The sequence below is a fragment of the Cobetia sp. genome (assembly GCF_983723665.1).
On sequence record NZ_CFDJES010000011.1, the window covers coordinates 1 to 14,388 of the forward strand.

Here is a 14,388-nt window from a genome sequence, read left to right on the forward strand (position 1 = left end):
GCCAACTGCATCAGCCTTCCAGCACCCAGGTCGTCCCCTCGCGGGAATCCTTGAGGATGATGCCCTGAGCGGCCAGCTCGTCACGGATACGGTCAGCACCCGCGAAATCCCTGGCCTTCTTGGCGGCAGCACGCGCCTCGATCTGCGCCTGGATCTCGTCTTCCGACAACGCCAATGCGGCAGTATCGCCCTTGAGGAAGACCGCCGGGTCCTGGCCGAACAGCCCCAGCAGGCCGCCCAGCGCGGTCAACTCGAAGGCCAGCGCCGGCGCCTGCTGCGGTGCCTCCTTCTTGGCACGGTTCAGCTCGCGAGCCAGCTCGAACAGCACCGACAGCGCACCGGCCGTATTGAAGTCGTCATCCATGGCAGCCACGAAGCGTGCCCGCCAGTCGCCTGACACCTCGCCTTGTTCGGGCGTGACGTTCTCCAGCGCATTGTAGAAGCGCTCCAGCGAACGACGCGCCTCATCCAGCGAGTTGGCTTCATAGCTGATCGCGCTGCGGTAGTGGCTGGCCACCAGCAGGTAACGCACCACTTCCGGGTTGTGCTGCTCCAGCACATCACGAATCGTGAAGAAGTTGCCCAGCGACTTGGACATCTTGTCCTGCCCGACACGCACCGCGCCGGCGTGCATCCACACATTGGCATACTGCTGGCCAGTGGCGGCTTCGGACTGGGCGATCTCGTTCTCGTGATGCGGGAAGGTCAGGTCCGGCCCGCCGCCGTGGATATCGAAGGTGTTGCCCAGGCAGCAGGTCGACATCGCGGAGCACTCGATATGCCAGCCCGGACGGCCCGCGCCCCAGGGAGACGGCCAGCTGGCCTCGCCCGGCTTGGCGGCCTTCCACAGCACGAAGTCGAGCGGGTCTTCCTTGGCCTCTTCCACTTCCACGCGCGCGCCGGACTGCATGTCATCGAGCTGACGGTTGTTGAGCTTGCCGTAGCCCTCGAAACGACGCACACGGTAGTAGACATCACCGTTGCTGGCCGCGTAGGCAAAGCCCTTGTCGATCAGCGTCTCGGTCATCGCGATGATATCGCCGATGTGCGCGGTCGCCCGTGGCTCGCGATCAGGGCGCAGGATCCCCAGACGCCCCTCGTCTTCATGCATCGCCTGGATCATGCGCTCGGTCAGCGCCTCGAAGGCTTCGCCATTCTCGTCGGCACGCTTGAGGATCTTGTCGTCGATATCGGTGATGTTGCGCACATAGGTGACGTCATAGCCACGCGCACGCAGGTAACGCGTGATGATGTCGAAGGCCACCATCACACGCGCATGGCCGATGTGACAGAGGTCATAGACCGTCACGCCACAGACGTACATGCGCACCTTGTTGCCTTCCAATGGCACGAAGGGTGCCTTGGTCCGGCTCAGGGTACTGTAGATGGACAGTGTGCTCGCGGCATCTTCGAGTGAAATCATTCAGTCATCGCCCTTGGCTACTTTGCTGACAGTGCGCTGTCAGCCTTGCGAAATGGAGCGGCCCGCAGACCGGTCATGCAGCTTCGTCATCGAAGGTACAGGATCAGCCTGCGGGCCGTGAAGCGGGTCAAAAGTCATGCCAGCAGACCTCCCGCAGGAGGCCTGGCTGCCATCAACCCTTCTTCTGGGCCTTGGCCCAACCGTCCTTCAGGCTGACGGTACGGTTGAAGACCAGCGCGCCATCGACGCAGTCATGGCGGTCGGCGACGAAGTAGCCGATACGCTCGAACTGGTAACGCGTTTCCGGCGCGGCATTGCGCAGGCTCGGCTCACCGAAGCCCTTGACGATGCTCAGCGAGTTCGGATTGAGGTGCTCAAGGAAGTCGACATCCTTGTCACGGTCCGGCTCGGCTTCCAGGAACAGGTTCTCGTACTGACGCACCTCGACCGGCACCGCGTGCTCGGCGCTGACCCAGTGGATGACACCCTTGACCTTGCGGCCTTCCGGGTTCTTGCCGAGGGTATCGAGGTCGACACTGCAACGCAGCTCGACGATCTCGCCGGCCTCATCCTTGATCACTTCATCACAGCGGATGACGTAACCGTTGCGCAGACGCACTTCCTTCTCGGGCGCGAGACGGAAGAACTTCTTCGGCGCATCTTCCATGAAGTCATCGGCGTCGATCCACAGCTCACGGGTCAGCGGAATCTGGCGCGTGCCCATGTCGTCACGTGCCGGATGGCCGGGCACCTCGAAGACTTCCTCGTGACCTTCCGGCAGGTTGGTCAGCACCACCTTGAGCGGATTGAGCACGCACATGGCCCGCAGTGCGTTGTCTTCCAGGTCGGAACGGATGGCGTGGTGCAGCATGCCGATCTCGACCATGCCGCCATCCGCGCGGCTCACGCCGATCATGTCGCAGAACTTGCGAATGGAAGCGGCCGTGTAGCCACGACGACGCATGCCCGAGATGGTCGGCATGCGCGGGTCATCCCAGCCATCGACAACACCTTCGTCCACCAGCAGCTTCAACTTGCGCTTGGAGGTGACGGTGTAATCCAGGTTCAGACGCGCGAACTCGATCTGACGCGGCGTGACCGGTACCGGCAGGTTGGCCAGGAACCACTCATACAGCGGACGATGGTCCTCGAATTCCAGCGTACAGATGGAATGCGTCACGCCTTCCAGCGCATCGGACTGACCATGCGTGAAATCGTAGGACGGGTAGATCTTCCACTTGTCGCCGGTCTGGTGGTGGCTGGCATGGCGGATACGATAGAGGATCGGATCACGCAGATTGATGTTGGGCGCCGCCATGTCGATGCGGGCACGCAGCACCTTCTCGCTCTCGCCGAATTCGCCCTTCTTCATGCGCTCGAGCAGATCGAGGTTTTCCTCGGGGCTACGCTCACGGTAAGGGCTCGGGCGACCCGGCTCCTTCAGCGTGCCACGATATTCACGAATCTCGTCCGGCGACAGGTCATCGACATAGGCCTTGCCTTCACGCACCAGGTGCTGGGCCCAGGCATAGAGCTGGTCGAAATAATCGGAAGCGAAGCGCACCTTGCCGGCCCACTCGAAGCCCAACCATTCGACGTCTTCCTTGATGGCGTCGATATAGGCCTGCTCTTCCTTGGCCGGGTTGGTGTCATCGAAGCGCAGGTGACAATCGCCACCGAGCTGCTGCGCCAGACCGAAGTTCAGACAGATCGACTTGGCGTGCCCGATATGCAGGAAGCCGTTGGGCTCCGGCGGGAAACGCGTGACAACCTTATCGGCACGGCCGGCCTCGAGTTCTTCGCGGATCTGGTTAAGCACGAAGTTCGGGGCGCTCTGGGTCTCGGTACTCATGAAGTTTCGCTGCACCTCTGTGTGGTTCCTGGGCGTCGTATTGCGGGTCGTCATGTGGTTGAACGAACGTGCGCAAGGACAACAAGACGGATGATCGGGGCTGCATCCACGCGCCTGCCGCCCGCTCAGGCTTTCGTGTCTGGATGCAAAGCCGCTATTATAGCGCGACGCCCGCAGGCGATGCCATGAAGCCGCGCCTGCCTGACACTTGAGCAAGACAGATGACCGGGAAGCCCGAATGATCGTTCTTCACACCAACTACGGCGATATCACCCTCGAACTCAACCACGAGAAGGCCCCGAAGACCGCGGCCAACTTCGAGCAGTACGTGCGTGAAGGCCACTACAGCAATGTCCTTTTCCACCGCGTCATTCCGGGTTTCATGGTTCAGGGCGGTGGCTTTGACACCGACTTCAACCAGAAGCCGACCAATGGCGTGATCGAGAACGAAGCCGACAACGGCCTCAAGAACGACCGCGGCACCGTGGCCATGGCTCGCACCATGGACCCGCACTCCGCCAGCGCCCAGTTCTTCATCAACGTCAATGACAACGACTTCCTGAACTTCACCAGCAAGACCAGCCAGGGCTGGGGTTACTGCGTGTTCGGCAAGGTCGTCGAAGGCATGGACGTGGTCGAGAAGATCGAAGCGGTCAAGACCACCCGTCGCGACGGCCACGCCGACGTGCCGGCAGAAGACGTGATCATCACCAGCGCTGAAATCACCGAATAAGCGATTTCGCCTGATCACGCCGCAAGGCGTGCCTGCCGCCCGGCCTTGCCTCGTGATCGCGAGTGTCAGGCTGGGCGGTTTGCGTTATGAACTCCCACGGCAGTGCGCCCTTGCGATGCCCTGCTGACCGCCCACCTTCGCGGACCCCGACCATGAACACGACTGCCACCACCCTCTTCATCTCCGACCTGCACCTGCAACCCGACACGCCCGAGATCGCCCAGGGCTTCCTCGACTATCTGGCACGTCTGGCTACCTGCCAGCCTGCCGTCGAGCGTCTGTTCCTGCTGGGTGACATCTTCGAGGTCTGGGTCGGCGATGACTATCGCAACGACTTCACCGACAGCATGAGCGCTGCGCTCAAGCGCATCGCCGAGCGCGGCACCGCGATCTTCTTCATGCACGGCAATCGCGACTTCCTGGTCGGCGAGACCTTCGCGGCCGAGGCCGGCGTGACGCTGCTGCCCGACCCGAGCGTGATCGAGCTGGACGGCGAGCGCGTGTTGCTGATGCACGGCGACAGCATGTGCACCCGCGACGAGGCCTACATGAAGTTCCGCGCCATGACCCGCGACCCTCAGTGGCAGGCGCAGATTCTGGCCATGCCGCTGGAGCAGCGTCTGGCGCTGGCCCAGTCACTGCGCATGCAGTCCGGCGAGACCAACAGCGAGAAGGACGAGGCGATCATGGACGTCACGCCCGAGGAAGTGGTGCGCGAGATGCGTGAGCACGACGTGCGCACGCTGATCCATGGCCATACGCATCGCCCGGCGGTGCATGAACTCGAGATCGATGGCGAGCCGGCGCGCCGCATCGTGCTCGGCGACTGGCGCCCGACTCAGGCCTTCGACATCATCGCCCGTGGCCAGGGGCCGGAGCTGCGTGAATTTGCGCTGCCGCTGGTGGATGCGATCACCCACGGCTGATCGCTTGCACACACCAAAAAGCCCCGCTGCCGATCACGGCAGCGGGGCTTTTCTTACGCTCTCACAGTATCAGGCGCTTCGCTGCGCCAGACGCTTCGTTCAGGCCGGGGACGACGCCTTGCGGCGCGCACGCCCCTCGGCGATCTCCACCAGCTGATGCCAGCCCAGTACCGCGGGGGCATCGGCGCTCGGCAGCTCTTCCAGCAACACCTTCAGACGCTGACACCGCTCGGCATCATGGGCATCGACCAGACGCAGCCAGGTGGCAAGCCCCATGGCCTCATGGTGAGTGTTTTCCTGCTCGATGGAGTAGGACAGCCCCTGCTCGATCAGGGAGCGCACCTTCTCCAGCGGCAGGCCCTGAGCACTGCGCAGGCTCGCGACCAGATAGCTGACTTCTGACAGGTAGAAGGAATTGCGCTCCTGGGCGACCAGCAGCACCTTCTCCATGTATTCCTCAGCGGCAGCGTGCTCGCCCAGTGCCATCACGGCGTCCATGTACCACAGGTTGGGACGCTGATGACGCTCGCGCCCGGTCAGCTCCGCGAACTCGTTCATGCTCGACTGCAGCATGGACAGGCCATCGCGGTCGCCGTTCATCGCCCGCGCCCAGCCCAGCACGCCATGCGCAGCCATGTGCCACAGGTGAAGGTCCGCTGAACGCGTCACTTCCAGGGCCCGCTCGGCGCGCTGGGTCGCCAGATGGGTGTGACCCAGCTGGCGATACAGGGAGGTGGAGAACATCAGCGCCATCGCCAGCGAACCGGGCTGACCGATCTGCTCGGCCATGCGAATCGCCGCCTCGGCCTGCTGCTCGGCCTTCACGTAGTCGCAGCGCAGGCACGATGTCCAGCTCTGCAGACAGGAAGCCGCCACCTGTGGGTGATCGCTGAACGGCAGCCATTCGAGCACCATCGGATGGTTGACCGGATCGATCTCATCCAGGTGCTCGCCCGCCACACGCACGCGGCCGGCCCAGAACTCGCAGTGGGCACGCGCATAATCGGCCAGGCGACGATAGCGATCATCGGAAAGCTCTTCCGCCAGCTCGCTGAGGCCCGAGGCCAGCGCGAAGGCATCGGCGTGGGCATGGCGCTCGCTGCAGCCGACCCACAGGCCCCATTTGACGATGAAGGCCTGCTCGAGGTCCGGCTCGTCGTCCTCGACCAGCGCCGGGCTGCTGAGCAGGTTGCGTGCCTGCACGAAGCTCTCGTGGGCGATGCGTGAGCCATGGCCTTCCAGCGCGAAGCCGGACTGGCCACGTACCGTCAGCAGGCTGACTTCGCGCTCTTCCTGACCATCGACATGCTTGAGGCAGGCCAGGCCGTTGTCCGCCATCTTGAGCGCGGTGCGGTTGGCGCTGATCTTGAGCGCCTCGCGCGCCGAGAGCTCGAAGTAACGCGCGGCACGGCTGAAGTTCTGCGACTTGCGCAGGTGAACGGCGAAGTAGCCGGGGTGACGACTGATCCAGGCGGGATACTTGTCCTCGATCAGCGCGACCACCTGATGGTGAATCCGGCGCCGCACATCCCGCGGACACGACAGGTAGGCCGCTTCCTGGATCAGCTGATGGGTAAACTGGTAGTCGAATTCACTGTCGCTGCTGCAGGCCTCGATGATCTCCAGGCGCTGCATGTTCTCGATGGCGCGCTTGAGGCGGCCCTCCTCGAACTCACAGCTCTGGCGCACGAAGCTCAGCTTGAAGACACGCCCCAATACCGCGGCGGCGTGGGCGACATCGCGCCCTTCTTCCAGCTGATCGATACGACTGGAGAGCAGGCCGATCAGGCCCTTGGGCAATTCGTCGAGCTGCACCGGACGCCCTTCGCGGCGGTCCATGTCGAGACGACGGCAGATTTCCTGCAGGTAGAGCGGCACGCCATCGCAGCGCTCGATGAGCTGACTGCGCATGCGCGGACTCAGGTGCAGGCGATAGCGACGTGACAGGTGCGACAGCAGGCGCGAGACCTGCATCGGGTCCAGGCGACCCAGTGCGATGTGCTGGTCCCAGTTGAGCTTGACCGCCAGGCTGTCGCGACCGTTGTGGCTCGCGGCCAGCATGAAGCCGATGTTGATCGGCAGACGCGCCTGCAGGCCAGCCAGCACCTTGAGCGACGGCTCGTCGAGCCACTGCAGGTCATCGATCATCATCACCAGCGGGCGCAGGCTGGCTGACTTCTCGATCACCAGGTGCAGCACGCGCACGACGCGTTCGACCGTCTCGCTGGACTGGATCAGCACTTCGTCTTCGGCAGTATCTTCCGCCGTGCCGAGCACCGCATGGAAGGAGCGACGCACTTCCTCGCTGATGCCCTGCAACGCCTCGGAAGACTCGAACAGCTGCTCGACGCTTTCGCGATCGATATTGCCGTCCAGACGCCAGCGAATCAGCGCCGTGACGACACTGTAGGGCTCCAGCTGCGAGAGGCGCGTGGTCGGCATCCAGCACAGCCCGACATCTTGGCTCTGCTCCAGCTGACGGAAATTGACCATCAGGGCCGACTTGCCCATGCCGGAGTTGCCACTGACCAGCACGCTCTGGCGCAGGCCGATGCTGGCGCGGGCCAGCGCATCGCGCAGACGACGCAGCTCGCCCTCGCGACCGATCAAGGTCGGCAGCGAGGATTCGCGGGTGGCGACACTGCTGCCCAGCACCAGCGCACGCAGACGCACGCGACCGTCAGCGGCCAACAGGCGCGAGGTCAAGCGGGGCTGCAGGTCCAGTGCCGGCGGCATGTGCTGACTGGCTTCCTGGGAGATCACCAGCTCGCTGCCTTCGGCGGCGGTCATCAACTCGAGGGAATATTGCGTGACCTGACCCAGCGGGTCGGCCAGCTGACGCTCCGGCAGGTAGATGACCTGACCGGAGTGCAGGCCCGCCGACAGCGAAAAGGCCGGCGGCTTGCCTTCGCCGTCCCACAGCTTGGCGATCTCATCGGGGATCGCCTTGCTGCAGTGCTCATAGAGCGCGACCAGCTCGGCGAGCTGATGCGCCGGGCCGTGGGTGCCGAAGCATGCCAGACCCACACCACCCGTGGCGCCCGGCAGCCAGAAGCCGCCCAGGTGATGACACTGCTGCTCCAGCCAGCGCAACAGTTCGATCTGCAGCGTTAGACAGGCACGCGCCCAGACGCGGTCACGATGACTGTCCTTGACGCTCAGACGAATGGCCATGACCGACAGCTGACGGTGATCGATTTCCTCTTCGCGCAGCGGCGCGCTGTCCAGCGACAGGGTCCGTGAGATGGCGCCCTGCGGCGTCATGGCACTCATGGTCTCGCTCTTGCCATCGGACCAGTAGCGCGCCAGCTGCAGGAAGCCGGGGTCCGGCTGCTGACCGGAGAGCGCCAGCTGCTGCAGGAAGGCATTGAACTGCTCATGGGCCGCGGCCGACTGGCCGCCTTCGGCCAGCTGACGCACGAGACGCTCATGGAAGGGGCCGTAACCGGAGAAGCGGCTGACCAGCGTGCGCAGCACGTCATCGGGCAGCGGCTCGTCCGTGGCCAGCACCCGCTCGGCGAACTGGATGACGCGCTGACGCCACTCGCCACGCACCTTGATCATCCAGCGCTGGAAGTCAGGGCACTGGGTCAAGGAGAGCTCCTCGACCAGGTCGCCACGATACAGGGTGAGAATCTCCCCCAGGGTGGCGACGGAGGGCGGCGCCAGCAGCAGGCCGTTGAGCTCGTCGAGATCAAGCTCCCAGTGCTCCGGCAGCGAGAGCGCGATGGTCTGGCGCGACACCGTCAACAGGTTGTCGGCCTCTTCGCCGAGACTCTGACGCAGACAGTGCAAGGCGTGGCGAAGGTTGGTCCGTCCGGAGGACAGTCCCTGATCCGGCCAGAGCAACTCCGCCAACCCGGCACGGGAGACGGCCTGATCATGCAGCAGCAGATGCAGAAGTAGCGCCTTGACCTTGTCGTAGCTGAACTGAGTCAGCGTGTCATCACCCAACGTCAGCTGGAAATGTCCCAGCAGTGCCAGTTGAGCTTGACCAGATGTTTCCTGCGTCATGTGTCATCCATTTCAAAGTCGCGAACGAAACGCCAGCCCTGCCACGGCGCCGGTGATCCCCTGTCCTTGATCCTTGCCTTAGTCTCTCGTGCCTTGATCCATCGCGTCCCGACCCACCCTGGCCGAGGCGCGCGCTGCCCGTCGTGCGCTCGGCTGACCACTGTGGAAGCGGAAGACAGCATCGGGGGTTTCGATCAGCTCTCGTTCCACTTCACGTAGCACCGCGAGACGGGGTTCCAGTGGTTCATTGGTGTATTGCTCTGCCAACATGAGGTAATCCTCATAGTGACGTCCTTCTGACTTAACCAAAGTGCGATAGAACTTTGCAAGCTCTGGTTCCAGATACGGGATGAGGCGCGCGAAGCGCTCACACGACCTTGCCTCTATCAGGGCGCCGATCAGCAGGATGTCCACCAGGCGTTGCGGGTCTTCGTCCCTGACCTGCTGGCGCAGGGCTTCGGCATAGCGCGAGGCCTTGATATGCCGATAGACGATGCCCCGCTTCTCCATCAGCCCGACCACCTGCTCGAAGTGCAGCAGCTCTTCGCGCGCCAGCTGTGACATCTTGGTCAACAGCAGTGGCCGGTTCACGTAGCGGTACATCAGGCTCATGGCGGTGGAGGCGGCTTTCTTCTCGCACTGCGCATGATCGATCAGCAGCAGCTCCGGATTCTCAAGCGCCGCCTCGACCCAGCTCAGGGGCGTCCTGCAGGGCAGAAAGGCCAGCAGCGACGCCGGCAGCAAGGCATCGGTATCTTCATCGCTTGGCCCCTGCGACGCTGCGATCACGCGCGCCCCAGCCTCACTCTCGCCATACCGCCCAGCATGAACATCATCATGCTGCTTGCTCTGCTCAGGCGCAATCACATTGCGCTCGGTCACGTCGGTCATTGAATTCATTGTCACGTCAGTCTTTTGTCTCGCTCGCTTGCGTCTGCTGCTGACTGACAGGAGACACCTCAACGACGGAGTTCATATCATTATCGGCACGCTTTGCCGCTTCCACCATGATTTCATCGTTTATATGGGCAAAAAGCTGTTCGGGCTCAAGTTCTCGCGCATGGGCCAGTGGTGCGATGCCATATGCCGACAGGTCCTTGATGCGGGTGCGCCCGACGCGCAGCAGCTCAACGGCGCGTGACAGCGCCGACTGATCGGCACGGAAACGGATGCGATGGCGGGTCAGCTGCTCGGCCAGCATGGCGTCATCGGCGACGCGCAGCCAGCGGGCGGCGACCTGACTGCGCAGCTCGTCCAGTGCCAGCATGCGCTCGGCGCGCTGGTCACTGTCATAGCCGAACCAGGCCAGGATCTCATGATCATGACGCTGGCAGCCGCGACAGACGCTATCGCCGACCGTAGTGGAGCAGACACCTACGCAAGGAGAAAGAATACGGCTCATGTTGCCCTCGGGGGAGGCGGAAAGTGTGATTCGGGGTAACCCCCATCATACCGTGCGTACCTGAGAGCCGACAGCATCGCGCCGTCGGTGCCCAAAGGACCTCGCCTCAGCACCGCGCTGGGCGTCATCAGCGCGTCATCAGGGTTGCCGCATAGTGTTTGCTCAGCGTGATTTCCTGACAATCAGATGAAATATCAGAATGTTATGCCGCAATAGGCGACCAAAGTCTCAGCCCCCGCCACTGGGCGCTCCTTAACATTGTCGACAAAGTTGAGTAGACTCGCATTCGCCCCGTAGCGCCTGATTCGCTCGCAATAAGACGCTTGAATTACCCGCAAGAAGCCTCGAGGTGCCCCGCCCTGCGTCTTCAAGACGACTGGCCCGCGCATTTCGACACGATTACAGATGAGGGTCTCCCACGTGCTTGAAGCCTACCGTCAACAGGTTGAAGAACGCGCCCAGCAGGGCATCCCGGCAAAGCCGCTGACTGCCGAGCAGACCGCCGAGCTGGTCGAACTGCTCAAGAATCCGCAGGCCGGTGAAGAAGAGTTCATCCTCGATCTGTTCACCAATCGCATTCCCCCGGGCGTTGATGAAGCCGCTTACGTCAAGGCTGGCTTCCTGACCGCCATCGTACGTGGCGAAGCCGCTTCTCCGCTGATCGACAAGACACATGCCGTCAAGCTGCTCGGCACCATGCAGGGCGGCTACAACATCGCCACGCTGGTCGAGCTGCTGGACGACGAAAGCCTGGCCAAGGAAGCCGGCGAACAGCTCAAGCACACCCTGCTGATGTTCGACGCCTTCCACGATGTCGCTGACCGCGCCAAGGCCGGCAACGCCGTCGCCCAGGCCGTGCTGCAATCCTGGGCCGACGCCGAATGGTTCCTGTCCAAGCCGGCGCTGGCCGAGAAGATCTCGCTGGCCGTCTTCAAGGTGCCGGGCGAGACCAACACCGATGACCTGTCTCCGGCGCCTGACGCCTGGTCACGTCCGGACATCCCGCTGCACGCCAACGCGATGCTCAAGAACCCGCGTGAAGGCATCAACCCGCAGGAAGATGGCGTCGTCGGCCCGCTGGCCCAGATCGAGGAAGTGAAGGCCAAGGGCTTCCCGGTCGCCTACGTCGGTGACGTGGTCGGTACCGGTTCCTCACGCAAGTCCGCCACCAACTCCGTGCTGTGGTTCTTCGGCGACGACATCCCGTTCGTGCCCAACAAGCGCGCCGGCGGTTTCTGCATCGGCAACAAGATCGCGCCGATCTTCTTCAACACCATGGAAGATGCCGGCGCCCTGCCCATCGAGATGGACGTCGAGAAGATGGCCATGGGCGATGTCATCGACATCTACCCGTACGAAGGCAAGGTCTGCCGTCACGACACCGACGAAGTCATCTCCACCTTCTCCCTCAAGACTCAGGTCCTGCTGGACGAAGTGCGTGCTGGCGGCCGTATCCCGCTGATCATCGGTCGCGGTCTGACCGACAAGGCGCGTACCGAGCTGGGTCTGGAGGCGTCTGACGTCTTCCGCCTGCCGGAGCAGCCGAAGGACACCGGCAAGGGCTTCACCCTCGCACAGAAGATGGTCGGCAAGGCCTGCAACCTGGAAGGCGTGCGTCCGGGCATGTACTGCGAGCCGAAGATGACCACCGTCGGCTCCCAGGACACCACTGGCCCGATGACCCGCGACGAGCTGAAGGATCTGGCATGTCTGGGCTTCCAGGCCGACCTGGTGATGCAGTCCTTCTGCCACACCGCTGCCTACCCGAAGCCGGTCGACGTCGAGACTCACCACACCCTGCCCGACTTCATCATGAACCGCGGCGGCGTCTCCCTGCGTCCGGGCGACGGCATCATCCACTCGTGGCTGAACCGCATGCTGCTGCCGGACACCGTCGGCACCGGTGGTGATTCCCACACCCGCTTCCCGATGGGCATCTCCTTCCCGGCGGGTTCTGGCCTGGTGGCCTTCGCCGCCGCCACTGGCGTGATGCCGCTGGACATGCCGGAATCCATCCTGGTGCGCTTCAAGGGCGAACGTCGTCCGGGCATCACCCTGCGTGACCTGGTCCACGCCATCCCGCTGTACGCCATCAAGCAGGGCCTGCTGACCGTCGACAAGGCCAACAAGAAGAACGCCTTCTCTGGCCGCATTCTGGAAATCGAAGGTCTGGAAGATCTGACGGCCGAACAGGCATTCGAGCTCTCCGACGCCTCTGCCGAGCGTTCCGCCGCCGGTTGTACCATCACGCTGTCCGACGAGAGCGTGACCGAGTACCTGAAGTCCAACATCACCCTGCTCAAGTGGATGATCGCCAACGGTTACGGCGATGCCCGTACCATCGAGCGTCGTATCGCGGGCATGGAAGAGTGGCTGGCCAACCCGAGCCAGATGCGTGCCGACAAGGACGCGGAATACGCCGAGATCATCGAGATCGACCTCGCCGAGATCGATCAGCCGGTGCTGTGCGCGCCGAACGACCCGGACGATGCCCGTCTGCTGTCCGACGTCGCCGGCCAGAAGATCGACGAAGTCTTCATCGGCTCGTGCATGACCAACATCGGTCACTTCCGCGCCGCAGGCAAGCTGCTCGAGAAGCAGCCGGCCGGTAGCCTGAAGACCAAGCTGTGGCTGGCACCGCCGACCAAGATGGACCAGCACCAGCTGACCGAGGAAGGCTACTACGGCATCTACGGCCGTGCCGGCGCGCGCATGGAAATGCCGGGCTGCTCACTGTGCATGGGTAACCAGGCACGTGTGGCCGCCAAGTCCACCGTGGTGTCCACCTCCACGCGCAACTTCCCGAACCGTCTGGGCGACGGCGCCAACGTCTTCCTGGCCTCTGCCGAGCTTGCGGCCATCGCGGCCGTGGTCGGTCGTCTGCCGACCGTCGAGGAATATCAGGGCTACATGGGCGAATTCGATGCCATGGCGGGCGAGATCTATCGCTACCTGAACTTCCATGAGATCGAAGAGTTCCAGAACGCCGCTTCCAACGTGATTCCGGTCACCCAGGAAGCCTGATCAGGCGGGGAGTCATGCGCCACTGCATGACTCCCCTCTGACAGCAGCATTGGCGTCATGCCAACTGGCGTCATGCCAGACAACGAAACGGGCCGCCCCTCAAGGGACGGCCCGTTTTTTCATGCCTGCGACAAGCTCAGTAGGCGCAAGCGCCCTGCCTCAGAACTTGTAGCCGACCGAGGCGGTGAAGGCATCCACCTGATAATCGCTGTCGAAGTCATAGCGCTCGTACTCGGCACGGATCAGGAACGGGTCCAGATTGACCTGTGCACCGGCACCATAGACCGGATCAAAGCCGTCGTTGTCCTTCAGATCGACACTGGAATTGCCCAGATTGCCATCGACATCGGTTTCCCACTTGGCCATCCCCGCCTTGGCGAACAGCGAGAAGTACTGACCGATGGGCAGGATACCCACCACGTTGACACCGTAGGCCTTGGACTCGAGATCGGTATTGCTGAAGTCATTGCCCTTGAGCTGGACAGTCCCCAGGTCGGTGTAGAAGGCCTCAGTGGCGAAGTACGGATTGTACTGATAGCCCACGAAGGCCTTGTAGACGTTGTCGTCATCATCGACATCGAAGTCATCGCTGCCGGATTCGATGAAGTCACCGGCCTCATCGGAATCATCGTTCTCAAGGCTGGAGAAGCCGGTACCGGCACCGATGTAGAGCCCTTCGTTGGCATTGCCTGCCGCCTGAGCGTGACCACTGAGCGCCAGAGCGAGAGCGGCGAAGGAAACGGTAGCCAACGGGGCGGCCAGAAGACGTGACTTGCTCATGTATTGCTCCTTGATCCAATGGGCGGCACAGGCAGCTGCCGGCCAGGTACTGACGGCAAGACCGCGCCTGTCATGGGTTGCAGGAGCATCGTGGTAGATATAGAACAGTGTTTCAAGAGTGGCGTTTTGACTACTTGTCACGTCGCCAGTCAGCAACATGTCCTCATGACCTTCCCGCTCCCCCCGCTTGCGCGTGCCCGAGGCCCGCTTAGCCCTTCGCACAGATGCAAAGCC

Annotated in this window: 9 protein-coding genes; 3 read left to right on the forward strand and 6 right to left on the reverse strand. The window is 62.9% G+C overall.

All coding sequences use genetic code 11. The features are described from left to right. Window positions 1-10 precede the first annotated feature (10 nt). Together cysS and AC4FAH_RS02420 are read right to left on the reverse strand one after the other, a co-directional pair. On the reverse strand, window positions 11-1,393 hold the full coding sequence (gene cysS / locus AC4FAH_RS02415; RefSeq protein WP_213114014.1) for a cysteine--tRNA ligase: 1,383 nt from the start codon (window positions 1,391-1,393) through the stop codon (window positions 11-13). Between the two features lie 202 nt (window positions 1,394-1,595). Continuing rightward, window positions 1,596-3,275, reverse strand: a complete 1,680-nt coding sequence (locus tag AC4FAH_RS02420; RefSeq protein ID WP_043331306.1) for a glutamine--tRNA ligase/YqeY domain fusion protein — start codon at window positions 3,273-3,275, stop codon at window positions 1,596-1,598. Between the two features lie 238 nt (window positions 3,276-3,513). Between AC4FAH_RS02420 and AC4FAH_RS02425 the strand changes: the two genes are divergently transcribed. Both AC4FAH_RS02425 and AC4FAH_RS02430 read left to right on the forward strand, forming a co-directional pair. After that, on the forward strand, window positions 3,514-4,008 hold the full coding sequence (locus AC4FAH_RS02425) for a peptidylprolyl isomerase (protein WP_043331309.1): 495 nt from the start codon (window positions 3,514-3,516) through the stop codon (window positions 4,006-4,008). 152 nt (window positions 4,009-4,160) lie between these two features. Then, window positions 4,161-4,934 carry a UDP-2,3-diacylglucosamine diphosphatase gene (locus AC4FAH_RS02430; RefSeq protein ID WP_054555497.1) on the forward strand — a complete coding sequence of 258 codons (774 nt, stop codon included), beginning with the start codon at window positions 4,161-4,163 and terminating at the stop codon, window positions 4,932-4,934. 99 nt (window positions 4,935-5,033) lie between these two features. Here the strand turns inward: AC4FAH_RS02430 and AC4FAH_RS02435 are convergent, their stop codons facing one another. The 3 genes from AC4FAH_RS02435 to AC4FAH_RS02445 all read right to left on the reverse strand — a co-directional run bounded on the left by AC4FAH_RS02435 (window position 5,034) and on the right by AC4FAH_RS02445 (window position 10,350). Further along, the gene (locus AC4FAH_RS02435; protein ID WP_043331312.1) at window positions 5,034-8,948 is read right to left on the reverse strand and encodes an ATP-binding protein; all 3,915 of its coding nucleotides are present in this window, start codon (window positions 8,946-8,948) and stop codon (window positions 5,034-5,036) included. A 78-nt stretch (window positions 8,949-9,026) separates the two neighbouring features. Further along, the gene (locus tag AC4FAH_RS02440; RefSeq protein ID WP_279836113.1) at window positions 9,027-9,839 is read right to left on the reverse strand and encodes a MiaE family protein; all 813 of its coding nucleotides are present in this window, start codon (window positions 9,837-9,839) and stop codon (window positions 9,027-9,029) included. Window positions 9,840-9,855: 16 nt separating this feature from the next. Then, complete coding sequence (locus AC4FAH_RS02445; protein WP_082388266.1) at window positions 9,856-10,350, reverse strand: DUF1289 domain-containing protein; 495 nt, start codon at window positions 10,348-10,350, stop codon at window positions 9,856-9,858. Window positions 10,351-10,770: 420 nt separating this feature from the next. On the opposite strand from AC4FAH_RS02445, the gene acnB reads away from it, so the two are divergent. Then, complete coding sequence (gene acnB, locus AC4FAH_RS02450; RefSeq protein WP_043331313.1) at window positions 10,771-13,374, forward strand: bifunctional aconitate hydratase 2/2-methylisocitrate dehydratase; 2,604 nt, start codon at window positions 10,771-10,773, stop codon at window positions 13,372-13,374. A 159-nt stretch (window positions 13,375-13,533) separates the two neighbouring features. Here the strand turns inward: acnB and AC4FAH_RS02455 are convergent, their stop codons facing one another. Continuing rightward, complete coding sequence (locus AC4FAH_RS02455; RefSeq protein ID WP_213113966.1) at window positions 13,534-14,154, reverse strand: porin family protein; 621 nt, start codon at window positions 14,152-14,154, stop codon at window positions 13,534-13,536. Window positions 14,155-14,388: the final 234 nt, after the last annotated feature.

Excerpts from the sequence above, each read along its gene's own strand:
- AC4FAH_RS02420 (WP_043331306.1), bottom strand. The coding sequence starts at position 3,275 with ATGAGTACCGAGACCCAGAGCGCCCCGAACTTCGTGCTTAACCAGATC.
- AC4FAH_RS02445 (WP_082388266.1), bottom strand. The coding sequence starts at position 10,350 with ATGAGCCGTATTCTTTCTCCTTGCGTAGGTGTCTGCTCCACTACGGTC.
- AC4FAH_RS02425 (WP_043331309.1), top strand. The coding sequence starts at position 3,514 with ATGATCGTTCTTCACACCAACTACGGCGATATCACCCTCGAACTCAAC.
- AC4FAH_RS02430 (WP_054555497.1), top strand. The coding sequence starts at position 4,161 with ATGAACACGACTGCCACCACCCTCTTCATCTCCGACCTGCACCTGCAA.
- AC4FAH_RS02435 (WP_043331312.1), bottom strand. The coding sequence starts at position 8,948 with ATGACGCAGGAAACATCTGGTCAAGCTCAACTGGCACTGCTGGGACAT.
- AC4FAH_RS02455 (WP_213113966.1), bottom strand. The coding sequence starts at position 14,154 with ATGAGCAAGTCACGTCTTCTGGCCGCCCCGTTGGCTACCGTTTCCTTC.
- AC4FAH_RS02440 (WP_279836113.1), bottom strand. The coding sequence starts at position 9,839 with ATGACCGACGTGACCGAGCGCAATGTGATTGCGCCTGAGCAGAGCAAG.